22 protein-coding genes are annotated in these 23,717 nt (G+C 54.8%); 7 read left to right on the plus strand and 15 right to left on the minus strand.

Translation table 11 applies throughout. The features are described 5' to 3' along the window. Nucleotides 1–189: 189 nt before the first annotated feature. From accA to JD108_RS22435, 7 genes are all read right to left on the minus strand, one after another. Nucleotides 190–1,146 (minus strand): acetyl-CoA carboxylase carboxyl transferase subunit alpha, encoded by a 957-nt coding sequence (gene accA, locus JD108_RS16840; RefSeq protein WP_198827148.1) that lies wholly within the window; start codon nucleotides 1,144–1,146, stop codon nucleotides 190–192. A 2-nt stretch (nucleotides 1,147–1,148) separates the two neighbouring features. After that, nucleotides 1,149–2,057, minus strand: coding sequence for an acetyl-CoA carboxylase, carboxyltransferase subunit beta (gene accD, locus JD108_RS16845; protein WP_198827149.1), 909 nt, complete (start codon nucleotides 2,055–2,057; stop codon nucleotides 1,149–1,151). 21 nt (nucleotides 2,058–2,078) lie between these two features. Next, nucleotides 2,079–2,261 carry a glutamate decarboxylase gene (locus tag JD108_RS16850; protein WP_198827150.1) on the minus strand — a complete coding sequence of 61 codons (183 nt, stop codon included), beginning with the start codon at nucleotides 2,259–2,261 and terminating at the stop codon, nucleotides 2,079–2,081. Between the two features lie 84 nt (nucleotides 2,262–2,345). Next, nucleotides 2,346–3,017 (minus strand): FadR/GntR family transcriptional regulator, encoded by a 672-nt coding sequence (locus JD108_RS16855; protein ID WP_198827151.1) that lies wholly within the window; start codon nucleotides 3,015–3,017, stop codon nucleotides 2,346–2,348. A gap of 93 nt (nucleotides 3,018–3,110) precedes the next feature. Continuing rightward, complete coding sequence (locus JD108_RS16860) at nucleotides 3,111–4,355, minus strand: NADP-dependent malic enzyme (RefSeq protein ID WP_198827152.1); 1,245 nt, start codon at nucleotides 4,353–4,355, stop codon at nucleotides 3,111–3,113. Between the two features lie 156 nt (nucleotides 4,356–4,511). After that, complete coding sequence (locus JD108_RS16865) at nucleotides 4,512–7,940, minus strand: DNA polymerase III subunit alpha (protein WP_198827153.1); 3,429 nt, start codon at nucleotides 7,938–7,940, stop codon at nucleotides 4,512–4,514. A gap of 235 nt (nucleotides 7,941–8,175) precedes the next feature. Continuing rightward, nucleotides 8,176–8,265 carry a putative holin-like toxin gene (locus JD108_RS22435; protein ID WP_228728182.1) on the minus strand — a complete coding sequence of 30 codons (90 nt, stop codon included), beginning with the start codon at nucleotides 8,263–8,265 and terminating at the stop codon, nucleotides 8,176–8,178. Between the two features lie 181 nt (nucleotides 8,266–8,446). Here JD108_RS22435 and JD108_RS16870 point away from each other — a divergent pair, with 181 nt between their 5' ends. Continuing rightward, on the plus strand, nucleotides 8,447–8,758 hold the full coding sequence (locus tag JD108_RS16870) for a YtpI family protein (protein ID WP_198827154.1): 312 nt from the start codon (nucleotides 8,447–8,449) through the stop codon (nucleotides 8,756–8,758). 331 nt (nucleotides 8,759–9,089) lie between these two features. Here the strand turns inward: JD108_RS16870 and JD108_RS16875 are convergent, their stop codons facing one another. From JD108_RS16875 to JD108_RS16890, 4 genes are all read right to left on the minus strand, one after another. Then, the gene (locus JD108_RS16875) at nucleotides 9,090–10,415 is read right to left on the minus strand and encodes a fibronectin type III domain-containing protein (protein ID WP_198827155.1); all 1,326 of its coding nucleotides are present in this window, start codon (nucleotides 10,413–10,415) and stop codon (nucleotides 9,090–9,092) included. A 252-nt stretch (nucleotides 10,416–10,667) separates the two neighbouring features. Continuing rightward, the gene (locus JD108_RS16880; protein ID WP_198827156.1) at nucleotides 10,668–11,102 is read right to left on the minus strand and encodes a hypothetical protein; all 435 of its coding nucleotides are present in this window, start codon (nucleotides 11,100–11,102) and stop codon (nucleotides 10,668–10,670) included. 190 nt (nucleotides 11,103–11,292) lie between these two features. Next, nucleotides 11,293–12,603, minus strand: a complete 1,311-nt coding sequence (locus tag JD108_RS16885) for a DRTGG domain-containing protein (protein WP_198827157.1) — start codon at nucleotides 12,601–12,603, stop codon at nucleotides 11,293–11,295. Nucleotides 12,604–12,818: 215 nt separating this feature from the next. Then, entirely contained in the window at nucleotides 12,819–13,979 is a 1,161-nt protein-coding gene (locus JD108_RS16890) for a DUF445 domain-containing protein (protein ID WP_198827158.1), read from the minus strand. Between the two features lie 93 nt (nucleotides 13,980–14,072). On the opposite strand from JD108_RS16890, the gene JD108_RS16895 reads away from it, so the two are divergent. Genes JD108_RS16895 through JD108_RS16915 form a run of 5 tightly spaced genes read left to right on the plus strand, consistent with a single transcriptional unit; the run spans nucleotide 14,073 to nucleotide 19,789 of the window. Further along, on the plus strand, nucleotides 14,073–15,488 hold the full coding sequence (locus tag JD108_RS16895; RefSeq protein WP_198827159.1) for a YheC/YheD family endospore coat-associated protein: 1,416 nt from the start codon (nucleotides 14,073–14,075) through the stop codon (nucleotides 15,486–15,488). A 5-nt stretch (nucleotides 15,489–15,493) separates the two neighbouring features. After that, nucleotides 15,494–16,573, plus strand: a complete 1,080-nt coding sequence (locus JD108_RS16900) for a YheC/YheD family endospore coat-associated protein (protein WP_198827160.1) — start codon at nucleotides 15,494–15,496, stop codon at nucleotides 16,571–16,573. A 14-nt stretch (nucleotides 16,574–16,587) separates the two neighbouring features. Further along, nucleotides 16,588–17,961, plus strand: coding sequence for a YheC/YheD family endospore coat-associated protein (locus JD108_RS16905; protein WP_198827161.1), 1,374 nt, complete (start codon nucleotides 16,588–16,590; stop codon nucleotides 17,959–17,961). Between the two features lie 37 nt (nucleotides 17,962–17,998). Then, nucleotides 17,999–19,312, plus strand: coding sequence for a YheC/YheD family endospore coat-associated protein (locus tag JD108_RS16910; protein ID WP_198827162.1), 1,314 nt, complete (start codon nucleotides 17,999–18,001; stop codon nucleotides 19,310–19,312). A gap of 6 nt (nucleotides 19,313–19,318) precedes the next feature. Further along, nucleotides 19,319–19,789 (plus strand): GNAT family N-acetyltransferase, encoded by a 471-nt coding sequence (locus tag JD108_RS16915; RefSeq protein ID WP_198827163.1) that lies wholly within the window; start codon nucleotides 19,319–19,321, stop codon nucleotides 19,787–19,789. 120 nt (nucleotides 19,790–19,909) lie between these two features. Here JD108_RS16915 and JD108_RS16920 read toward each other — a convergent pair whose 3' ends face one another. From JD108_RS16920 to JD108_RS16935, 4 genes are all read right to left on the minus strand, one after another. Further along, nucleotides 19,910–20,437, minus strand: coding sequence for a hypothetical protein (locus JD108_RS16920; protein ID WP_198827164.1), 528 nt, complete (start codon nucleotides 20,435–20,437; stop codon nucleotides 19,910–19,912). A 124-nt stretch (nucleotides 20,438–20,561) separates the two neighbouring features. Then, the gene (locus tag JD108_RS16925; RefSeq protein WP_198827165.1) at nucleotides 20,562–21,122 is read right to left on the minus strand and encodes a peroxiredoxin; all 561 of its coding nucleotides are present in this window, start codon (nucleotides 21,120–21,122) and stop codon (nucleotides 20,562–20,564) included. A 27-nt stretch (nucleotides 21,123–21,149) separates the two neighbouring features. Continuing rightward, nucleotides 21,150–21,395 (minus strand): glutaredoxin family protein, encoded by a 246-nt coding sequence (locus JD108_RS16930; protein ID WP_198827166.1) that lies wholly within the window; start codon nucleotides 21,393–21,395, stop codon nucleotides 21,150–21,152. 24 nt (nucleotides 21,396–21,419) lie between these two features. Continuing rightward, entirely contained in the window at nucleotides 21,420–22,343 is a 924-nt protein-coding gene (locus JD108_RS16935) for an NAD(P)/FAD-dependent oxidoreductase (protein WP_198827167.1), read from the minus strand. 294 nt (nucleotides 22,344–22,637) lie between these two features. On the opposite strand from JD108_RS16935, the gene JD108_RS16940 reads away from it, so the two are divergent. Next, on the plus strand, nucleotides 22,638–23,609 hold the full coding sequence (locus tag JD108_RS16940) for a cation diffusion facilitator family transporter (RefSeq protein WP_198827168.1): 972 nt from the start codon (nucleotides 22,638–22,640) through the stop codon (nucleotides 23,607–23,609). Nucleotides 23,610–23,717 lie beyond the last annotated feature (108 nt).

Here is a 23,717-nt window from a genome sequence, read left to right on the forward strand (position 1 = left end):
AGGATGCCTTGAAACGAAAACAGTATGTACCAATTCCGCTTTTCTACACGCTGTATCAGTGAACAAAAAATATCTGTTACACTAACAAAGGCATTGTGACATACTTTTTGAAAGATCTGACAAGTATCGACTCCGCCTACGATTTTACCAGAATATCCGGCAAGAAGAAAGAAAAATACGCCCCCTGCTTTACAGGGAGGCGTAGGAACCGATCTGTTTGAATTTTTGATAGCGATCCTGTATCAGTTCTTCCTCGCTCATCTGCTCCAACTGTTTCAGTCCCTCCAGCAGCTGGGCACGGACGAGTCCGGCCTGAAGGGTGACGTCGCGGTGGGCACCGCCAAACGGCTCCTCGATGATTCCGTCGATGACGCCCAGTTCCAGGAGATCAGGCGCGGTGATTTTCATCGTCTCCGCCGCCCGCATCGCCAGACTAGCGTCTCTCCAGAGGATCGCTGCCGCGCTCTCCGGCGCAATCACGGAGTAATAGGAATTCTCCAGCATGTAGACGCGGTTGCCTACCCCGATCGCCAAAGCGCCGCCGCTGCCGCCTTCGCCGATGACGACACAGAGGACAGGCACGCGGAGTCTCGCCATCTCCAGCAGATTGCGCGCGATCGCTTCGCTCTGCCCCCGCTCTTCTGCCGCTTTCCCCGGATAAGCACCCGAGGTGTTGATAAAGCAGATGATCGGACGGCCGAATTTATCCGCCTGCTTCATGATGCGCAGGGCTTTGCGGTAGCCTTCGGGATGAGCCATGCCGAAGTTGCGCTTGATGTTGTCCTTGGTGTCTTTGCCCTTTTGATGGCCGACGATGGTAACCGGACGGCCATCCAGCTTGGCGATGCCGCCGACGATCGCCAGGTCATCTCCAAACAGGCGATCACCATGCACTTCTAAAAAGTCAGTAAAAATATGAGAAATATAGTCCAGCGTCGTGGGTCTCTCCGGATGGCGCGCGAGCTGCACCCGCTGCCACGGCGTCAGATTGCCGTAGATCTGCTGCGCCAGATCTTTTGCCTTTTGCTCCAGGCGCGCGACCTCATCGGAAAAATCGATGCCTTTTTCCTCGGTAAACCGGCGAAGCTCCTTGATTTTTTCCCGCAACTCCACCAGCGGTTTTTCAAAGGGAAGTTCGTTTGCCATGTCTATACTCCCTCCCGAATCGTGTGCATCTCGACCAGCTTCATCAGTGTCGCGCGCATGTCTTTGCGATGCACGACCATATCGAGCTGCCCGTGATTCAGCAAGAACTCGGCTGTTTGAAAGTCTTTCGGCAGCTCCTGGCGGATGGTCTGCTCAATCACTCGTCTGCCGGCAAAGCCGATCATCGCCCCTGGCTCGGCGATATTGTAGTCACCCAGCGAGGCGAAGCTGGCGGAGACGCCGCCGTAGGTGGGGTTGGTCAGCACGGAGACGAACAAAAGTCCCTCCCGGTCGAGCTGAGCCAATGCGGCACTGGTCTTGGCCATCTGCATCAGGCTGAGCACGCCCTCCTGCATCCGCGCCCCGCCGGAAGCGGAGAACAGGATAAACGGCAGCTTGCGCTCCACTGCACGCTCGATGGCGCGGGCAATTTTCTCGCCGACGACAGAGCCCATGCTGGCCATGCGAAAACGGGAATCCATCACACCGATGACGATGCGCTGTCCCCCCAAAAGTCCTTCGCCCGTCAGAATGGCCTCTTTGAGATTGGTCGCTTCCATGTCCTTTTCCAGCTTTTCCAGGTAACCCGGAAATCCCAGGGGATTGGCTGTCACGATGTCGGTATCGAATTCCTCCACCAGCGCGCCGTCGTCCAGAATCGATTGCAGGCGCTCGGGAGCCGACATCGAAAAATGAAACTGGCAGCTCTTGCATACCAGCAGGTTTTTCTCCAGGTCCTTGGAGTAATGGATGGTGCCGCAGTGGGGGCACTTATTCATCAGGCCCTCGGGAACTTCCTTTCCCTTCGTCACAGGCTCGACCGTGCCGCTCGCGGCAGGTGTGGTGCGACTTAGGGTCTCCGAGGGGACTGTGGCAAATTTGCGTTTTTTTCCAAAGAGATCTTTAAGCACAGTAACACCTCACTTTTCTCTTCAGTGAAGGATCGTGCCGAGTATTTCCTGGACTTCATGTACCTCGCTCTCGGGGACGAGTATCTCGTACTGTTTGGAGACCTTCGCCTCGCGAACTTTTGCCAGGAATCCTTCATCTGTCAATCGTTGCTGTATCCGTTCCGCTATTTTTTCGCTGGGAGCGATATAGATGACCGTCCACATGTTGGCTTCCTCCTTGATCGTCCAATACAGGTCTGCATCATCATATCACAGCCCAATAGCCGCCGCAAATGCGGGCAGGAGCAGCTAGAGCTTGGAATTTTCGAGATGCGCTCTCATCCGTTCTACCGCTTTTTCTTCGTCTCCTGCACGAATCGCTTCCATGATTTGCCTGTGCTCCATGACAGCGGAGCGGGCGCGTCCCTCGCGAGCGAGCGATTCATTGCGAACGGAATTGCTGTACTCGACGAGCGGCGCCCAGATCCGGTGCAGGATAGAATTGCGGCTGGAGCGGCAGATCACGCGATGAAACAGGTAATCCTCTTCGGTCGGGATCTCTCCCTGTTCGATCCGTTCCTCTGCAGCGGCCAGTATCCGCTCCATCTCCTCAAAATGCTTGGCCGTCGCTCTGCGGCAGGCCATCCGGACAGCGTCCAGCTCCAGCACTTTGCGCATCTCAATCAAGTCTTTTTTTGTCTTGTAGTCGCGGAGGATAAAAAATCCGAGTATATCGATTAAGCGGTTGTGGCGGTAATGCCTGAGAAAGGTGCCTTCCCCTCTGCGGGTCTCGATCAGACCGAGCAATTCCAAAGCACGCAGCGCTTCCCGTACAGAAGAACGGCCTGCTCCGAGCTGCTCAGACAGCTCCCGCTCCGACGGCAGCTTGTCGCCGGGGCGCAAGTTTTTCTCCTGAACGAGTTCATGGATTTGCAGGAGAATGCCTTCGTATACCTTTTTTTCCTGTAACGAATCAAGCATCCTGAAGCTCCTCCTCCCTGATGGCCTTCCGTGAAGCACCCTCCGAGGGGCATGAGAGCTCCTGGAGGGTGTTCGTTAGGTTACGTCCGCACGTTACACTTGTTGATAAGAGATCGCCGTGAGTCTGGCTGTTTTTTCACGAATGGCTTCCGGATCGACAGACACCCGTGCCATTCCTGTCTCCATCGCCGCTTTTGCTACGGCTGCAGCTACCTGCGGAGCCACACGCGGGTCAAACGGTGCCGGAATCACCATCTCGGCGGACAGTTCCTCCTCGGAGATCAGATCGGCGATGGCGTAGACCGCTGCCAGCTTCATCTCTTCGTTAATGCAGGTCGCACGCGTATCCAGCGCGCCGCGGAAAATGCCCGGGAACGCCAGTACGTTGTTTACCTGGTTCGGGAAGTCAGAGCGGCCTGTACCGATGACGGCTGCGCCTGCTGCTTTCGCCTCGTCAGGCATGATCTCCGGAGTCGGGTTAGCCATCGCGAAGATGATCGGATCGCGGTTCATCGATTTGACCATCTCCTGGGTAACGGCCCCGGCGACAGAGACGCCGATAAATACGTCTGCCCCTTTGATCGCGTCAGCCAAGGTGCCTTCCAACTTCTCGCGGTTGGTGATTTTGGCCATCTCTTCTTTGATCGGGTTCATGCCGAAGGTGCGGCCTTCGTAGACGATCCCTTTGGTGTCGCACATGATCACGTCTTTCACGCCCATGGACAAAAGCAGCTTGATGATCGCGATGCCGGCTGCGCCCGCACCGTTGGCGACCACGCGAATTTCGTCCAGGCTCTTGTTCACCACGCGCAAGGCGTTGATCAGGCCGGCTGCCGTAACGATCGCGGTCCCGTGCTGGTCATCGTGGAAGATCGGGATATTGGTCTCTTTTTTCAGGCGCTCTTCGATCTCGAAGCAAGCAGGCGCTGCGATGTCCTCCAGGTTGACCCCGCCAAAGGTAGGCTCCAGCAGCTTCACGGTCTCGATGATTTTCTCGGGATCTGTCGTATTCAGGCAGATCGGGAATGCGTCCACTCCGGCAAAAGACTTGAACAGAACGGCTTTTCCCTCCATCACCGGCATCGCCGCTTCCGGTCCGATGTTGCCCAGACCCAGTACGGCCGTACCGTCGCTGACGACAGCCACGAGATTCCCCTTCATGGTATAGTCGTATACTTTCGCCGTATCATCAAAGATTTCCTTGCAGGGCTCGGCTACCCCTGGGGAATACGCGAGGCTCAAATCGCGCGCATTGCGTACGGGCACTTTCGTGACAGCTTCCAGTTTCCCCTGATGCTTGCGATGCAGTTCCAGTGCTTCCTCTCTCAAATTAGACACATCTACCACTCCATTCCTCTTTGTTATGTATATGTTCGGATGAGCATACTGAACAAGCGCTTAGTGGTCTGACCACTTTTTTAATTATGTTCTCATTATAGCAAAACGCGTTCTCCTGTAAACCCGCCGAAATCGGCAAAAAAGGGAGGACAACACTCATCCTCCCCCGATTATGGGCAATTCTTTTTGAATTACGCTGTTAGGCCCCACAATTTCTCGCGCTAGCTCCAAAAATGAATCATTTACCTCTACCCGAAACGCGTCCGGAAGGCGAATTGTCTGTCTTTTCCCCTCATAGTACAAAACCACGGGAATCGTTCCTCTTTTTTCGACAAAGAGGCGCTGCAAACGGTGCAGCGTCGAATCCTGCTCCTGCTGCGGCGAAATTTTGACAAACAGCACCGGCTCCAGCTCAGGCTTGGGCAAGAGCGACGCGTCCCAGAAGCGGCTGGCGATCAGCTTCACGGCGTCGTCCTGATGATCGATGCGGGCCTCGGCCACCACGATTTTCTCTTCCCGGAGCAGCTCTGCATACTTGGCGTACACCTTTGGAAAGACGACCGTCTCCACTTGGGCGGTTTTGTCCTCCAGTTGGAGAAATGCCATCGGCTCTCCTTTTTTCGTCTGGATCCGTTTTTCCTGCGTAATCATGCCGACGACCTTGACCGTCTGCTCGCGCGCAAGCTCCGGCAGCGACGCGATGGCCGGCACCTCCGGACGGTTGAAGAGATGCGCGTACTGGTCGAGCGGATGGCCGGACAGGTAGACGCCGAGCAGATCCCGCTCTTCTTTGAGCTGCTGCGTGCGGGAAAAGGGCGGCACCTCCGGATATTCGGCCGGCTGGCGCACCGGGTCGGCTGTGCTGTCTGCGGCGAACAAATTGAGCTGATCCGCGTCCCGCTCCTGCCTTTTTCCCGTCGCCTTGCCCATCGCTTCATCGAGCAGCACCATCAGCTGACTGCGATGGCCGGGCAGCGAATCCAGCGCCCCGCAGAGAATCAGGGATTCGACCACGCGCCTGTTGACCAGCCGGCCGTCCACCCGTGCGCAAAAGTCAAACAGATCGCGAAACGGCCGGTTTTTCCGCTCGCGCACGATCGATTCAATCGCGCCGTAGCCGACATTTTTGACGGCGGCCAGTCCAAAGCGGATGGCATCTCCGCTGACCGTAAAGAACGCTTCGCTCTCGTTCACATCCGGCGGCAGCACCTGCAGATGGAGGCGGCGCGCTTCCTCCGTGTATTCCGCGATGCGCGACTGGCTGCCGATGGAGAGCGAGAGCAGCGCCGCCATGAAGGCAAGCGGGTAGTTGGCCTTCAGGTAGGCCATCTGGTAGGAGATCATGCCGTACGCGACGGAGTGGGCTTTGTTGAAGCCGTAATCGGCAAAGCGGACGATCAGGTCGTAGATATCATGGCCCAGCTTCTCTCCATAGCCCTGCCGGATGCAGCCCGCGACGAACTTCTCCCGCTGCTCCGCCAGAAGCTCCCGTTTTTTCTTGCCGACCGCGCGCCGCAGAATATCCGCCTCGCCCAGCGTGAATCCGGCCAGCTTGGAGGAGATCTGCATGATTTGCTCCTGGTAGATCATAAACCCGTGGGTCTCGCGGAGGATCGGCTCCAGGTCGGGATGGGCGAACTCCACCGGCGTCTCCCGGTGCTTGGCCCGGATGTACTGCGGGATAATTTCCATCGGTCCTGGCCGGTAGAGCGCAAGCACGGCGATGATGTCGTCCAGTCCGGTGGGCTTCAGGTCGCGGAGCACGTGGCGAAAGCCGGCTGACTCCAATTGGAAGACGCCCGTCGTCTCGCCGCGGCTGAGCATCTGAAAGGTCTTCGGATCGTCCGTCGGGATCGTCTCCAGGTCGAGACCCACGCCCGCTTTCTCCAGATGGCGCAGCGTTTCCTGAATGATTGTCAGGTTGCGCAGGCCGAGGAAGTCCATCTTCAGCAGGCCGATTTCCTCCAGATCCTCCATCGGAAATTGCGTGAGCATCAGCCCTTCGCTGCCTGTCTGCAGCGGCACGTAGGCGGTCAGCGGCTCCGGCGCGATCACTACACCGGCGGCGTGCGTGGAGGCGTGGCGGGGAAGTCCCTCCACCCCTCTCGCGGCCTCGATCAACTGCCGCGCCTGGGCATTCTCCGCGCAGAGCTTTTCCAGATCGGGATTCAGCTGAAAAGCCTTGTCGATCGTCATCCCCGGCGATTGCGGGATCATCCTGGCGACGCGGTCGATCAGCGCCATCGACAGTCCCAGCGCCCGGCCCGTATCGCGGACGGCCGCCCGGGCCGCCATCGTCCCGAATGTGATGATCTGCGCGACGCGGTCACGCCCGTATTTGTCCGCCACATAGCGGATCACCTCGTCGCGGCGCTCCACGGAAAAGTCGATGTCGATATCGGGCATCGTCACACGCTCAGGATTGAGGAACCGCTCGAAAAGCAGCTGAAAGCGGAGCGGATCGACGTTGGTGATTTTGAGACAGTAGGCGACCAGACTGCCCGCAGCCGAGCCCCGTCCCGGTCCGGTCGGGATCCCCTGTTCGTGAGCAAAGCGCATAAAGTCCCAGACAATCAAAAAGTAGTCGGTAAAGCCTGTCCGCGTGATGACGGAAAGCTCGTGATCCAGCCGCTCCCTGATCTGTGGGGTAATCGCTCCGTACCGCTCGATGCAGCCCTGCTCGCAGAGCTCCCGCAAATAACGATCCGGCTCTGCGCCCGCCGGCAGCGGATAGGAGGGCAGAATATGCCGGCCAAAGGCGAGCTCCCACGTGCAGCTCTCCGCGATGCGGACCGTATTCTCCAACGCCTGCGGCGCATAGGAAAAGAGCTGGGCCATCTCCTCTGCGCTTTTCAGATAATACTGATCCGTCTCATAGCGAAAGCGATTTTCTTCATCTATCGTCTTGCCCTCGCCGATCGCGAGCAAGATGTCATGCTCGCGGTGCTGCTGCTGGTAGACGTAGTGGACATTGTTGGTGGCAACCAGCGGCAGACCCGTCTCGTGACCCAGCCGCAGCAGCCGCTGATTCAGCCTGCGTTCCCGCTCCAGCCCGTGATCCTGCAGCTCCAGAAAAAAGCGATCCGGTCCATAAACCTCCAGGTACCAGCGGGCAGCCGCTTTCGCCCCCTCGCTGTCACCCGAAAGCAACAGGCGTGGCACCTCCCCTTCCAGGCAGCCGCTCAGCGCGATCAGTCCGGCGGCATGCTGGAAGAGCGCCTCCTTATTAACACGCGGCAGGATGTACGCGCCCTCCGTATTGGCGATGGTCGCCAGCCGGAGCAGATTGGCGTAGCCCTGGTCATTTTCCGCCAGCAGAATCAAATGGCTGGGCGGCGGTGCGCTCCTCACCCGGTCCTGCAGATTGCCCTCCGTGACGTAGACCTCCATGCCGATGATCGGCTTGATCCCTGCCTGCTTGCACGCCTTGTAAAAAGGGACGGCCGCGTACAAATTGGCGTGGTCGGTCATTGCGAGCGCCTTCATGTTCAGCTCCGCTGCCCGCTTGACCAGCTCCTCGACGCGCGCCGCTCCGTCCAGCAGACTGTATTCCGTATGCACATGCAAATGCACAAAGGGGGTCATGTTTTTCCTCCCTCTCCTGCGATTCCGTCGTCTTTTCTTCCCCTTTCATTATACCGCAATCCTCGACAGGTTTTGATCTTCGCTGCCTTTACAAGCCGGAAAGCATTACGGTATAGTGAAAGAAAAGGACCGAAGCGTTGCCGCGCTCCGGTCCATGTACAATCGGTGCCAGCTTCTCAGGGGAGCGGCCCGCCCGGTGAAATGGCCGCCTTGCTCATTTCCGCTGCGAGGCAGGCTATTTCTTTTTGCTTGCATCATGGGTGACGAGGAGAACGACCAGGGAACCGAAAGACAGCATCAGACTGATAGCTTCAAATACAGTCAACGCATCACCCCCTTTCCTCGGAAATGGGGATGAGCACGCCGCCCTGGAAAGCTGTCTTGGATTGTACAAGAAAATTATACCACAAAGGATAACCAGAACAAACATTCCCATACATGAATTTGACCAGATTTGCAATCTTTAGTAGGATAATCCTAGTTTGGTAGAGAGGATGACTCCCTTTATGTGGTTTGCTACCTATATGACCGGCGTGGTCGCTTCACTTGTCGCCAGCGTCTACTACAGTGTGACGGCTCGCCAGCGCGGCACCCACCCGCTCGCTTCCCGGATGATCCTGGGCAAGATGAATATATCGCTCGGGGTGCTGGTTTCGCTGTTTGGCCTGAACCAGTTCTCTTTTGACGATCTGGACACGATCCGGATCGTGGTGGGACTCTTGCTCCTTTTCGTGGGCGTGATGAATTTGGTGCTGGGGACCCGCAATTACTTGCGCTACCGCTCGGCCTGGATGGCGGAGATGAAAAAAAGCTCGTAGCGGGAATCATTTTCCTGGATTGGCAACTGTTTTTTCTGGCTAATCTTTTTTTGCCTACGCTATAATGAGCGTGTGTGACATTCTATTTGCTTCAGACAACCGAGTGCAGTGCCGACGGTTGTCTTTTTTTATGTTCGGATTCCTTGGAGAATAATGTTAGTTTGTATGCTGCTTTTTGAAAAATGCTAGGAAAGCGGCCGTGGGGGGAAGAAGCATGTTCCCCTGCTTGGCTCCGGGCTCCGCCCCGCAAGGGGTGTAACTGTCCGCTCCACCATCTTCTCTTTAATTAAGTACTGAAGGGATAGTGAAACTCCACCATCCCTTCAACATCTTATCTACCAAAATTAAAGAAGTGATCCAAAGGTGGAAACAAACGATTAAAATCTCGATGGGCAGTCGCATGCTTTATAACCCAACGATTACTCCCAGGCTCTATTATTGAAAATTCATGACTGGGAGCTAGGTCATTTCCTCCATCAACGGAATAAGTACCACCGCCCCAAAACCTACCGTGGTAATAGTAATCAATGTCCGGACCTGGTACTAATGGGTTACCTGCAGCATGATCGAATACAAACTCTACCTTACCGTTTTTCTGGTCAACAATTGGTTCATATCGAAAATTAATATCTCCAGAACCTTCTCTTGAAACGGCAACCAGTTCTTTGTTTGAATCATAAGCTTTGGTTGGTGAAACGTCTATGCTTGTAATCCCAACTGATGCTCCAGTTCCATTGCTATTACAAAATATACATACCCTTAATTCTGTATGTGTCCGATAACGATCATCGGCCGGATTAAAATCCCTATCACTCCCATCTCCACCAAAATATTCGTATTTATTGTCCAAATCAGGAAACGGATTGGGTACCATATTCTCCGGTATAAATGTCCTATACCGCAGTTGCCACTTTTTGGGCACAGGTACAGTTGAATCCAACTCAATTTTTTCACCTAAATCTATTTCACGTATTATAGTTATCGCTTGATAAAAAGTTTCCTCACTAGCTAAGTCGGTTGCTCCAAATCCACTTGATTTTATTTGACGAAGTATCTCGACTTTCTTTTCCTCACTGATCTGCCTCTCACCTTCAATACTATAAATATATTGGCTACCCTGTTTAACTCTTTTGTCTACAACTTTGCTTTCATTGGTTTCGAATAGAAATTCGCCTTCACGAAATACTCGGTAATTGTTAACACCCTCGATATCTGGCCAATCAATTATTACCATTTTATTACTTGTAATGGTATCAATCTGTAAATCTGTAAGGGGATTTTCTTTCATTTTACTAACAGTTTCATTCGAAGCCTTCGAGAATAGTTCTGTATTCTCTTTGGGACGAGTCATGGTTTTTACGTTTACTTCATCAATAACTTCATCTTCTTTATTGAATGCTTTAATTAAATAACTATACGGTGTTGAATCATATAACTTTACATGTTTATAACTGGTGTCTTCGCCGTCATAGATTAATTCCCCATTTGAAAAAACTTGATAACGTTCACCAATCTTATTCCAGGAAAGCTCAATTTGGTTCTCCTTACTAATTACTGGTGCCAACTCTAAGTGTTCAACATCTTCAGCATAAACGGGTGTGGATAATATCACTACTGATATTAAACCACTAAATAAACCCATTAATCTTTTCTTCATAAATTTAATCTCCCCTCAGTTTAAATTAATTATAAAAATACAGTACCATATAATACATATATTGTAAAATATTGTATAAATCCAACGGATTTAATTGCATTTATCGATAGTTTCAAGGTCTTAAAGATCCTGCTTTTTTGGCACTATCCAACTCCTTAGCAGGTGTCTCCCTCCGAATTTTGTGAGTGACTTTCTCGATGGGAATATATAAATAAGCTTAAGGCGCATTTTCATTCCGGCGAACCTAGGTAATTATATCCGGCGGTGACAGAATCGAAGTTGAACAGCACGAACCATCTCGTCTACTCCCCAAAAGAGGAGGGAGTTGAATAGGACAGGTTTCCAAAAGGGGCTTGAGAACATCAGAAACAAGTGAAAATCAAGTTCGGTGCTGCGACGTAAATACAATAATAATAGTGGGATTAACAGGATAGGCGTCAGGACCAGAATCGTTAGAAAGATTTGGATGAGAGCGGCAACCACCCACCTGATCTGCTTCATTCGTTCAGTGAGGACATCCGCCAGAAACGCAACGGGGATGGATACAGTAAAAAAGACAACGACGATCACGATGCTGTACACAAAGACGACCAGCACATGTTGATCCGGGTTCCTCCAGATGAAATAAAGAATAGAAACCAAAGAAGCAATCAGCAATGCGATATACCTTCCAAGCAAGGTATTCACACCCCCATTTCTTAGGAATGCGATCAGACGCTATCGATAACCAATCCTAGAATTAGTTCCATATTTATCAAGACGATTTGCATGTATGAAAAGTCACTTCCTACCCGTCTTTCACTCCCCACTGCTCCCCACACCATGAAAAAAGCTGGGAACAATGACCCAGCTTTTGCTACGTACCTCTTCTTTTCACTCACCGATCAATAATCTGCGCCGACACCATCGCCTGGCCCACCAGGACGTCCCCCTGATAGACCGACACCTCCACCTTCCCGAAGCGGCGGCTGATATCCAAGAGGCGCGGCCGCACCTGGATCTTGCTCTCCATCTGTACCGGCTTCAAAAAGTAGACCGTGATATTTTCCGGCACCATATCGGCGCGGCGGTGATTGCGCAGCAGATTGCAGCCTGCCTCGGCCATGACGGTGGTCATGATGCCGCTCGCGATCGTTCCCAGATGGTTGGTCATCTGCGGCGTAACCTCGCCGGTGTAGACCAGTTCATCTCCCTGCCGCTCCTCGCGGAAGTGGGACATGATCAGATTGGGGAACGTCTCGCTCATCTGCGGCTGTTTGGCCGTGTACTGCAAGGCTTTCAGCACGTCGTTGCGGCTCAGCACCCCGACCAGCTTGCGCTGATTGTCCACGACGGGCAGAAGCTCGATGCCCTCCCAGACCATCGTGTGCGCGGAGGAGGCGACAGAGACGCGCGGCGACGTGGTGATCGGATTTTTCGTCATCACTTTTTCGACGGTGGCCGTCTCCTCATGTCCGATAATATCCTTGGAGGTGACGATTCCGATCAGTCTCATTTGCTCATCCACGACGGGAAAACGGGTGTCGTGGTACAGCTCTGTATATTGATGCCATTTGGCTACGGGATCAGAAGGCAGCAAGACCGGCGTTTCCGCCAGCGGCTTGAGGATGTCTTCGACCATGACGATCTCTTTTTTGATCAGGCGGTCGTAGATGGCCCGGTTGATCATGGAGGCGACGGTAAATGTATCGTAGCTGGAGGAGATGATCGGCAGGGCCAGACGGTCGGCCAGCTGCTTCACTTCTTCGCTGGTGTCAAAGCCGCCGGTAATCAGCACCGCCGCCCCCTGCTGCAGCGCGATCTTGTGCGCCTGAAAACGGTTCCCGACCAACAGCAAGCTGCCCGCATCGATATAGCGCATCATCGCTTCCAGCTGCATCGCGCCGATGACGAATTTGTTCAGCGTCTTGTGGAGTCCTTCGCGTCCGCCCAGCACGTGGCCGTCCACGATGTTGACCACCTCGGCGAAGGTGAGCCGCTCGATATTTTCCTTCTGCTTTTTCTCAATCCGCACGGTGCCTACGCGCTCGATCGTGCTGACATAGCCTTGCGTCTCCGCTTCCTTGATGGCGCGGTAGGCCGTTCCTTCGCTGACATCGAGGTCTTTGGCGATCTGACGCACCGATATTTTGGAGCCGATTGGCAGTTTGTCTATATATTGAAGGATTTGTTCATGTTTGGTTGCCATGTTTGTAGTGCCCCCCTCCCCTTTCTTCAGACCATCCGATAATTCCAGTCTCTTGCATCAATATACCCGATGGGCGGGCAAAAAAAAAGGGTAGCTTTTCGGCTACACCGGCAGAAAGTATATCATTAAGGGGGTTTTCATCGTGCTTTTATCTTACCCCGGAAATATTACAGGACCATTACAACGGGTTTACAGTTTCGTTTCAATATCGCCGGTCAGGTGAACAGGAGAGCCAGCACGCCCTGCACCAGCCCGATAACGCCGCCCAGGATGAAGCCGAGGATCGTAATCATGCGAAACTCCCGTCCGGAAATGCCCACGACCATCTCTTCGATCCGCTCGATCGGAAAGCTCTCCACTTGCCTGGTCACAATCTCGCGAATCGGCAGCTTTTCAAACAGCGCATCGATATTCGTCTCCAGCTTTTCCACCATCCACCTGGCGGCCTTCGGGATCAGCTCCGTGACAATCGTCTGGCGGAACGGAGCGAGCAGCTCGGACACCGGCTTGTCCGCCAAGCGCAGCGCTTCTTGCTCCAGCTTGGCGAAGATGGCCCTCGCCCAGGATTCCACCTGTTCGCTGCCCATCCATTCGACGACCTCACCGACAGTCTTGTGCAAGAGCTTGTCCGCCTCGCTGCTCAGCACTTGATGGATTTTCCCCGCAAGCGCCGGATTGCGCAGCAGCTCGTCGAGATGGGGCAGCAGCTTGCCGATGATCTTGTCATCGCCGAGGAACATGCCCACCAGGCCGCCAAACATGCCGCCCCCGCCGCCGACCAGACCGCGAACCATCTGCTGCAGCGTCTCGACGCCTTCCTGTGAGCGCACGTACTCCCGCGCCTTCCCCAAAAAGAGACGGCTCACCTCAGCCATAGCCTCGTCAATCCGCTCCCGCCCGGAGGCAGGAAGCAGCTCCAGGAGAGGTCGGTCGCGGTACAAGTCGAGCTGTCCCGCCACCCACCGCTCCCATGCCTGCCGAAGCGGCTCGCGGATCTCCTCGCCCAATCGCTCCTCCCCCTCTTGAAAGAAAGAAGGCTTTACCACGGTCAGCCAGTGCCGGAGAGTGCGGCTGTCTGACAGCCACTCCTCCGCCGAGCGAGCCATCCATAGGGTCAATTTTTGCTCCATCTCCCCGTGGGCAAGCGCCTTTTTTATCCCCTCGGTGGTCAAGAGGTGCTCCTCTACCAGACGGCCCATCTGGACAGCGATGTCATCTCTCCGCCTGGGGATCAAGCCTGGCGTAAAAGGCACTTGCCATCCGCCAATTCGCCATGGGCGATGAGGGCGGAAAAGCATTCGGATCGCCAGTTCATTGGTCACTCCGCCGATGACGGAGCCTACTGCAACGTTTACTGCCAACATCCAAAAATTCATTCTCTGTAACAACCTCTCTTTTCCTCATGGAACCAAAGTATCTGCCTGCTCATAAAATAGACTAACTTCATGCCTGATGGGAAGGGGATTGCCATGTCGTATGCTCCCATTACTTTGCAATCGTACGAACCCAAAACCGACATCGACCTGTACCTGCCCCAGGCGCACATGCGCAAATGGAATCTGACACCGACTACCCTCACCGTTCAATTTGGCGGAAAAACGGCGCGAGCCCACATTCAAGGAATCAAACAAGGCCGATACGCCCTGATCCGGCCGTCTATGGCCAAGGCCCTCCATCTGCCCAAGGGAGTTCCTCTGCTGGTACGTTATCAAGCGAGCCAGCAGCGTCTTGTTTTTGGACCCTATCTGGGCATTCTCGTTTCCACGTATCTTGCCCAATATCCGCTGTCTCCTTTTGGCGGATTCACCGCGTTCTTCAACGAGGTGACCGACAGCTGCCGCAAACGGGGAGGCATCGTCTGCGTCTTCCGGATGGAGGATGTCGATTGGGATGCGGGGATCGTCAAAGGCCTGGTCCGACGAAATGGAGCCTGGCAGCCAACCGTTTTGCCGCTCCCGCAATGCATCTACAACCGCATGGTCTCCCGTCAGCGAGAACGGAGTGAAGCCATGGCCGCCTGGAAAGAGCGGTGCAAGGAGGCCAACATCCCGTTCTTTAATGAACAGTTCCTGAATAAGTGGCATGTGCATTCCGCTTTGGAAAATGAACCGGAAGCCGCCAAACACCTGCCCCGCACGATCCGTTACCTGGGGAAAGCCGATTTGGAAACCATGCTTTCCTCCTACAAGACGATTTACGCCAAGCCCGCAAACGGCAGCATGGGCAGAGGGATTGCACGCATACGCCGAGCAAGCAGCGGCTATCAATTAAGTCTCGCAGGCGGCAGTTCCACGGTGTATGGAAGCCTCGGCGACCTGCACCGCCAGCTGTCGCGACGGACAAAAGGAAAAACCTATCTGCTGCAGCAAGGTCTCCCGCTGATCGGAATCAATCAGCGCCCGACCGACTTCCGCGTACTGGTGCAAAAAGACCGGCAGGGGAAATGGGGGGTGACCTCCATGGTGGCCCGACTGGGGCAAAACCGGATCGTCTCCAACGTCTCCCGCGGCGGCTCCATGACCTCGCCCGCTTCCGCTCTCCGGATGTGCGGCCCCTGGATGACCAACATTCGTCCGAGCGTCCAGACCCTTCGCAGCGTTGCCTTGAAGCTGGCGCAATTGCTGGAGCAGTCGCTCTCTGGCCATTACGCGGAATTCGGCATCGATCTGGGAGTAGACGTCCACGGACAGGTATGGCTCCTCGAGGTAAACAGCAAGCCCTCGAAAACCACTAACAGCCTCCCTGGTCAGGGCGGGGACCCTGAAACTCCTCGCCGGGTTCGGCCCTCAGTCTTGCAGATGCTGGATTACGCTTCTTATCTGAGCGGATTTCCCCGCTCGCCCAAGCAGACAGCAGGGACGCGCAAGAAACCAAGACGAAGGTGACACTTATGACGGCAAACCAAAAAAGCCTAGGCATCATCACGATATGCCGCGGCTCTTCCTTTCTTGAAAAAGCGTATTACAAAAAGCTGACATTGATTGGTCGCAAAAGCGGCATCCGTGTCTTTGTCTTTTCTCCGCGTGAAGTCGACTTTGACACACGCACCGTAAATGGCTTTGAATTTCGGGACGGCGAATGGCAGAAGCGGAATTTTCCGTTGCCTGCCTACATCTACGACCGCTGCTTCGTCGGCCCGTCCTATCGCCACTATAAACCATTTGTAGAGAAGTTGCAAAACGATCCGGCGATCACCTTCCTCGGCCATGGCCTGTCGGGAAAATGGCAGGTTCATCAAATGCTGGTCAAATCACCGCTGCTGAAAAAATGGCTGCCGCCCACTGATCTGTACTCCTTTTCATCGCTCCAGCGCACGCTTCAGGCGCACGGCTCTGCCGTGATCAAGCCGATTGCCGGGACACATGGCATCGGGGTCGTTCGGATCGACAAGTCACCCGAGGGATACCGCGTGTCCGGCCGCAATCGGGAAAATCAGCCGTTCGAGAAAGCCTGCCGGGGCCAAACCGGGCTCAAAGCTTTCTTGGCCGGGTTTGTCGGCAGCCGGTCTTTCCTGGTCCAGCCGTACCTCTCCCTGCACACGCGGGACGGCACTCCGTTCGATGTCCGCGTCCTGGTGCAGAAAAACGGAGATGGCCAATGGGAGACCACGGGAAGAGCCGTCCGCCTCGGCGATAAGCGGAGCATCACATCCAATCTGCATGGCGGCGGAAAGGCCGTCTCCCTGAGCAGCTTTCTGGCCAATCACTATCCCGCCAAGACGAGAAGCAAGATCGAGCAGCAACTGGATCGCCTGGTGGCAGAACTGCCTCCTTTTTTGGAGAGTGAACACGGCCGACTCTTCGAGCTTGGCATCGACGTCGGCATCGATACAGAAGGCAATGTCTGGATTATTGAAGTGAACAGCAGGCCGGGGCGAACCGTATTCAAAATGATTGATGATCCCCAAGCGCGCATCCACTCCATCACCCAACCGGTCCGCTACGCCCGCTATCTCATGAAACATGCGTAGGAGGTCATACAAGCATGGAATCGATCAGAGTGCGGCTCCGCTTCCTTTCCTATCCCCATGTAGCCGGAATTATCCTGCCATCCCTGCTCTGTCAAAAGCTGCAGCTTCGCCCGCGGCAAAAAATCCGCATTTCTCTGGGAAAACGGGAAGTGGTGGCCACGATCTTTCAAGACCGTCGTAATCCCGAAAGCAATGTCATCAAAGCAACAAGCATGCTGAAAACGGACTTGGGCATCCCGCACGGTGGTCTGATTCAGATAAAAAAAGAAGGAGAAACCCTGCGGATTGGTCCCGCAATTGGTATCGTCACAACCGGTCTCAAGCCGTCTCCCCGCCAGCCTATCGGTCAGCGCACATCATTCTTCTATAATCTGCTGCAGGCCCAGGAAGGAAAAGGCGTGTTTTATTACATTTTCGCGCCAGGCGACATCGATTGGGAGACCAATCGGGTCAGGGCCTGGTTCCTCAGACGATCCAAACAGGGAGAGTTCGTCTGGAAAAAGATGATCGCTCCTTTGCCCGACGTCGTCTACGACCGGATACCGTCCCGGACTGCGGAACGCCATGAAGCCGTCCAGGAGTTCAAAACGAAGCTGGCCAATTACAGCATGCCGATGTTTAACCAGGGTTTTTTCAATAAATGGGGCATACATCAGCTCCTCTATCCCAATCCCGAGGTAAACGAATTTATCCCGGAAACGTACACCTCCCCGACCCTGCAAACCGTCCGTTCCCTCTTGCGCAAGTACCCGATCGTCTATCTCAAGCCGAAAAACGGGAGTCTGGGCTACGGCATTCTGAAAATTGTCTCCCTGTCGCCTGGCGGCTATGAGCTCTCCTATCACAGTGGAAGCGGCAATGTAAAACGTCGCTTCTCCAAGCTGTCCGCCCTCTACCAGCATGTCTTTCGCACGCGCAGGCCGAGCGCCTATCTGGCGCAGCAAGGCATCTCGCTATTGACCTTCCAGGGACGTCCTTTTGACTTCCGCGTCCACCTGCACAAAAATCTGCAAAACGAGTGGGTCGTCTCCTGCATGGCCGCCAAGGTAGCCGGTTCCGGAAGTGTGACCACTCACGTCAGAACGGGCGGAACCGTGATCCCCGGCGACGAGCTGTTGACGTACCTCTTCGGCAAGCAGAAGGCCCTGATGAAGGAGCGCGTCTCCCAAGCCGCTATCCGGCTTGCCACCTCCATCGAGCAGGCCAAAGGCATGGACCTCGGCGAATTGGGGCTGGATATGGGCATCGACAAACACGGGCATGTCTGGATGTTTGAAGCCAACTCCAAGCCTGGCCGTTCGATCTTCAAGCATGCCCGGCTGAAACAGGCGGATCTGGAATCCCGCAACTTGCTGGTTGACTACAGCTGCTATCTGGCCAACTTTTAACAATCAACCGTACCACCGTAAGGAAGGAGGAACACCCATGCCTCAATTGCGCTCCGGGTGGTTGACGATCCTCCCCGGCGGCCGTTGGTATTTGCAAGTTCCGCGTCAACATCTTCTCGCCCTGCGCGGGCGGAAAAAACTGCGGGCCAGTTTGGGACCGTTTCAAACAATCAAACGGGTGTCCCTCGGCCTTCCCAAACAACAGCCTGGCCGTATCCGTACCCGGATCAATTGGAAAGTGGGCAATGACACATTCAAGCTGGGACCGCTGATCGGAATCTTGACCGTGGGAAAGGGTCAGCATTTTTTGGGCAATCGGGAAAACTTTAAAGACATCGCGCTCACGGGAAAAAAACTGGGCGCTCTCGTCTACGTCTTTACCCCTGAAGGAATTGACTGGAGTAAAAAAACAGTGCGCGGCTACCTCTACGATGAACAGCAAGGGCTTTGGCTCGAAGAGATGCTGCCTTTTCCACATGTGGTCTACAACCGGATTCCTTCGCGGAAAGCGGAAAAACGGACCGAAGTCCAGGAAACGCTGAGCCAATTTGACAGTCTGCAAAATGTCACGCTGTTTAACCGCTGTTTTTTTGACAAGCAGAAGCTGTTCCATACGTTGGGTGAATATGAGGAAGTGACGCCTTATCTGCCTGAAACGGCAAAGCTGGATTCGCTGTCACGCTTCCGCCAGTTTTGCCATCAGCATCGCTACGTCTACCTGAAGCCCGTGCTGGGCAAAGCAGGGGAAGGAATTATGCGCGTCGAGCAAAAGAAAAACGGCTGGGTCGTACATCGGCTCAAGGAACAGAAGGCCATTACCCGCCGGTTTGTTACGCTGGAAGGGGTATGGAAGCACGTGAAGGGGCATGCGGGAAGAAAACGCTACATCATGCAGCAGGGCATCGACCGCGCGAAGTACATGGGGAAACCCTTTGATGTCCGCGTGCTCGTGCAAAAAAACGGAAAGGGGGAGTGGGGGGTGACCGGCATCGGCATCCGCAGGGCGGGCTCGCAAAGCATTACGACCCATGTGCCCCGCGGCGGCTCCATCCATTCACTCGGAACTGTCCTGCAAGCGATTTTTAAAGGGGAGGCGGAAGCGATTGAAGCGAGCATCAAAGAAACGGCGCTGACCATCGCGAGCGCTTTGAATCAGGCCATAGCCGGACTTGCCGAAATGTCGATGGATCTCGGACTGACAAAGGAGGGGCGCCTCTGGCTGTTTGAGGCCAATGCCAAGCCGGAGAAATTCGACGAGCCTTCGATTCGCCGCATATCCCTGTCCAACATCATCCACTATTCGCAATACGTCTCCCGTCTCCAGAGCGGACGGGGAGCCGCCTCGGGGTAACCGGCGATGAAGCTGTTCACCGTTTTCCCCCATCTGCTCCCCTCGATCAAGGCGACCCTGCTCCGTTTTGTCAGAAGGGAAGGCGAACGGCGCATCACGGTCCAATCCAGAGACTGGCTGGGAGAGCTTTCCCCGGAATCGCTGAAAAGCCGGGACACCCGCCTGCTGCTCGCGGTAGAGGGAAAGCGTCTGGTCGGCCTGTTTGCCGTCTCGGACTGCGGTCTCGGCCACGCGTTTCTGGTCGTGGACAGAAGGTACCGGGGCCGCGGCGTGGGCAAGGCTTTGGCCGCCCGAATGTGCCGGCTTCTGCCCAAACTGTATGTCCGTGTCGCCATCGACAATGAACCTAGTCTGACGCTCTTTCGCAATCTCGGCTTCCAACCGGTAAAGGCAAGTATCGGTCCGACCGGCAAACCCACCCTCTGGTTTGCCTTTGGCCAGTGGACTCCGGAGGATTTGCACGTATCCGCGCCTTAGCGGGTCTTCCAGGCACGCCATCTCGGCGGCATCGCTTGGGGGACCTTTTTTCTATCCGCCGGCCTAACCAAGCTGATGGTCGACGGCCCGCTGGACTGCTGGACTGCTGGACTCCCGGACTCACGATGAAGAGACGGCCTGAACCGCCTCGTACAACTCGTGCAGGGAGGCGAGACTTTTTTCATCTACAGTGAATAAAATTTCACCAAAGCGGTACTGATCTCGTTCCGCTCCCAGCCATGTCCGCCGCTCCTCGTCCCACTGGGCACGGACGCATTCCTCCGTTTGGTCCAAATGATGGCGGACCGTCACATGGGTCTGAAGCTCGCAGCCAAAACGCTGCATGATCCGGGCATAGCGCTCGTCTTCCCGGGCCAGACGGTACAGGGCCATTTCGATCTGCAGCCAGCAGGTGACGTAGAAGTGAAACTCCAAAAACAAGGTATGCAGCGCCCGCGCGATCTCCCGCCGGCTCTCTTCATCCGATGAGCCGCCCGCTTGAGCAAGCGCTTGTCGGACATCCGCTTTTTTCAGTTGAATCAGGTCGTAGTGGCTGACGGCCCCCCGGTAAAATTTCCGCACGATGCTCCGCAGCATCTCCGGCGTGCGCGGCGCAAGTCCGCGGTATCGATTCGGTACATCCCGCATGCTTTCTCTCTCGCTTTCCCGCAGAAATCACGATTTTTCCCTCCATTGTACTCCATACACGGAAACGAAAAAAAGCCTGCTGATGGCGGTCAGCAGGCTATTAAAGCATCGTATCGCGATTGTTTTACAAGGTTTTCATGCCAGGCTTCCAGTTCGCCGGGCAGAGACCGCCCGCTTGCAGGGCTTGCAGGATGCGCAGCGTTTCGGCTACGCTGCGGCCCACGTTCATGTCGGTCACGACTTGATAGCGCAGGATGCCTTCCGGGTCGATGATAAACAGTCCGCGGTGCGCGGCTCCTGTCTCTTCATCCAGCACGCCGTAGGCTTGTGCCGTTTTCTTGGTGATGTCGCTAGCCAGCGGGAAATTCACCTCGCCGATGCCTTGCTGGTCGCGGGGGGTGCGGATCCACGCGCGGTGCACGTGTACGCTGTCTACGGAGACACCCAGCACCTCGCAGTCCAAATCCTGGAATTCCTCGATGCTGTCGCTGAAGGAGGTCACCTCTGTCGGGCAGACGAAGGTGAAGTCGAACGGCCAGAAGAACAGGATCAGCCATTTGCCTTTGTAATCCGCCAGCGTCGCGCGCACATCCAGCGTCTCCAGATTTTTGGTCGTCACCATGTCGAAATCCGGTGCCGGTTTGCCGACTTGCAGTTGTACTCGATCGTTTGTATGGATGGTCATGGTCGTTTCTCCTCTCGTGTTTACGCTTTATTCGGCGGCTTCCAGGGCAGCCAGTGCTTTTTTGATGCGGTTGGGATTGAAGCCGAGGATCTGCTTTTCGCCGATCACGGTCAACGGAACCGACATCATGCCGAGGCGGGCGAGTTCTTCGCGATACGCTTCATTCTCGTCGATATTGCGCTCCTCGTAAGAGATGTTCTGCTCCTCCAGATAGCCTTTCAATTGCTTGCAGAAACCGCAGTTGGTGCTGGAATAAACGATAGCTTGTGCCATGATCATACTCTCCTTTATACGCGATTATTTGTATTGCGGAACAATCTTGCTCCGCTTGTTGATGTACCGGTCCACAGCCATGGCGGCAATCGCTCCGTCTGCCGCTGCCACGACCGCCTGTTTCACTGGCGTGCGCCGCACCTCGCCGGCGCCAAACACGCCAGGGACAGAGGATTGCATGTACTCGTCGAGAATCATGAAGCCTTCCTCATCGAGTGGCACCTGATCTTCCAGAAAATCGGTACCCGGCTTGCTCCCCGACAAAAAGACGAACACCCCATCGACGGTGATCAGCTCCTCGCTGCCATCGGGATGGCGGACCTGCACGCCTTGGACAGACTGTTCCCCGACGATCTCCACGGGACGCGTGCGGAACAAGAACTGCGTCTTCGGCAGCTCAGGCACTTCCTCTACGCCCTGCAGGTCCGGCCGCGGAACAATGAACACAATCCGATCGGCAAATTTGGTCAGAGCGTGGGCTTCCTCCAGTGCTTCTTCATTATCGCCGATGACCGCTACAGTTTTGCCTTCGTAAAAAGCGCCATCGCATGTGGCACATGTGCTGATGCCTCGCCCCAGCAGCCGTTCCTCTCCGGGCAGCATGCGGTTGCGCCCTTTGGAGCCGGTCGCGATGACGACCGCTTTGGCCTCGAAGGTTCCGTCCGCCGTGTAGACGCTTTTGACTTCATCCTCGACATCTACAGCGGTAATCGTGGTCTGGAGGAATTCAGCGCCAAAACTCTCAGCCTGTCTGCGCATGATCTCGAGCAGTTCTTTTCCGGTACGCTCTCCTTCGGCACCGGGATAGTTGGCAATTTTATGAGTCAGGGCCAGCGCTCCCGTTCCGGGCGCTTTGTCGATGACCAGCGTTTTCAGGTTGCCGCGTGCTGTATAGATAGCGGCAGATGCACCTGCCGGTCCGGAACCGATGATAATGACATCGTACATGCAGGTATCCCCCTCTCAGTGGACTTCTTTTTAAAATGATTATTAACTAGGAACTATTATTATTTTACTTAATACAATCTGAAAGTCAATATCTTTTTAAAATCATTTTAAAAAAGAGGCAAATGACTCTTGCTTCTTTTCTTCAGATGCTTTACATTTTGTACAAGGAAACTCTTTTGAGGCACCCTCACATATCCGTACCCTTTGGAAAGAATGCTGCCGCTGCTGGCAGCTTTTGTGCTTTATAGGCGGTGAGACCGTTTCTCAAATTCATGCGAGAGGAAGGTTGATCAGATGAAAAAGGTAGACTTCCACCATCTGGATCACGTGAAAGATCAACAGACGTCGAAGAGAACGCTGTGGATTACTTTGTTTATTACCTTGTTCTTTACCATCGTGGAGATTATCGGGGGGCTGCTCTCCAACTCCCTGGCCCTCCTGTCCGACTCGGCTCATATGATTTCGGACGTGCTCGCCCTGGGACTGAGCATGATCGCCATCTACATGGCCTCGCGGAAACCTAACAGCCGCTTCACCTTTGGATATCTGCGCTTTGAAATCATTGCCTCTTTTCTAAATGGTCTGGCGCTGGCTGTGATCGCGGTGGGGATTTTCGTGGAGGGGATCAAGCGGATGATCACGCCGCAGGAGGTGGATCTGAAGCTGATGCTGACGATCGCCACGATCGGTTTGATCGTCAATATTGTGCTTACCGTGATGCTCCACCGCAGCACCAAGGAAGAGGAGAACCTGAACATCCAAAGCGCCTTGTGGCATTTTATCGGCGATTTGCTCAGCTCGGTCGGGGTCATCGTTTCCGCCATCATTATTTTTTTCACCGGGTACCTCGTGTTTGACCCGCTGATCAGCATGGTGATCGGGGGCATTATCTTCACCGGGGGAGCCAAGATTATCCGCGCTTCCTACCTGATCATCATGGAGTCGGTCCCGGAAAAATTTGATCTGGAAGAAATCCGCCAGGACATCGCCAGCGTCGAGGGCGTGGAGGACGTCCATGAGATGCACCTCTGGGCGATTTCGACGGACCACTATTCGATCACCGCTCACGTCTTTGTGAGGGAAGACATCCAGCCCTTCTGCGTCATTCTGGCGGTGAACGAAACCTTGAAGAGCAAATACGGCATCAATCACTCCACGATACAGGTGGAGCACGCCCAATTCCACGACCACGGGGAGTACGGCAAGCAGTTTTTGCAGCAGCGGGAAAGCTCCTCTCTCCCGCAGCCGGACCCGACAGCGGAATAAGCAGGCACAGAAAAAAGAGGCGGCCCCGCACGCAGATGACGCTGCGGCATGGGCTGCCTCTTTTCACATTGTTTACATAATTATTTTGCGATTTCGAATACAAGCGAA

This window comes from Brevibacillus composti (assembly GCF_016406105.1).
GTDB lineage: Bacteria > Bacillota > Bacilli > Brevibacillales > Brevibacillaceae > Brevibacillus > Brevibacillus composti.